The 807-nt window shown below is 56.3% G+C and carries 1 protein-coding gene; it reads left to right on the top strand.

Translation table 11 applies throughout. The features are described from left to right. Positions 1–774: DUF1566 domain-containing protein (locus ACOCD2_RS23160; RefSeq protein WP_293702699.1), on the top strand; the 774-nt coding region annotated here is incomplete at its 5' end. Positions 775–807: the final 33 nt, after the last annotated feature.

Genomic DNA, 807 nt, shown 5'->3' with positions numbered 1-807 from the left:
GACGATGATACCTGTCTGCCCCTGGATGCCAGGGGTTACAGACGGCCACACGGTGACCATTGCGACATCGGCGCGGTTGAGGTAGGTGCTACGGCTCCACCAGATACTGATGGTGATGTCGACGAAGTCATTGACACCAGTTTCCGCCTCAACGACACAGGCATCACCAGGGGGGGTGATTATGTCGAAGGCAACAACGCCACCTGCACCAGCAACATCACCGCGCCCCAGGACTGCCACCAGGGCCGTGACGCCACCCACAACGACGACAGCGACGGCCATGCCGGGTTCAGCTTCACCAAGCTCGACGCCAGCGGCAACCAACTGCCACCTGGCGCCACCAGCTGGAGCTGCGTGATGGACAATGTCACTGGCCTGATCTGGGAAGCAAAAACCGATGATGGCGGCATCCACGACAAAGACAACACCTACCGTTGGGGAGGCAAGACCGCCCAAGGTAGCGGCTTTGGAACCTACTACAACGACTGGGACAGCCTGGTGGATGGTAGCAACGCGGAACAACTGTGCGGTTACGACGACTGGCGGGTGTCCAGCGTAGATGAATTGCTGTCTCTGGTGAACAACGACCGAACATTTCCTGCCATTGATACGGACTATTTCCCCAATACAGCAATCCCGTATTTCTTCTGGTCTTCGTCGCCGTATGCCGACGATTCGGACTTCGCCTGGTATGCCTATTTCAGCAGTGGTGGCGCCAACAAAAGCCAGCGCAACCACGATCTAAGTGTGTGGCTAGTGCATTCCAGACAGTGATTTGTTTTTTTGGCATTCAGAAGGTATAAAGAT

The organism is Thiolapillus sp., from assembly GCF_048562965.1.
GTDB lineage: Bacteria > Pseudomonadota > Gammaproteobacteria > Chromatiales > Chromatiaceae > Thiolapillus > Thiolapillus brandeum_A.
Note: the sequence above shows the minus strand (reverse complement) of the source record. Positions and strands in the feature narration are given on the sequence as shown.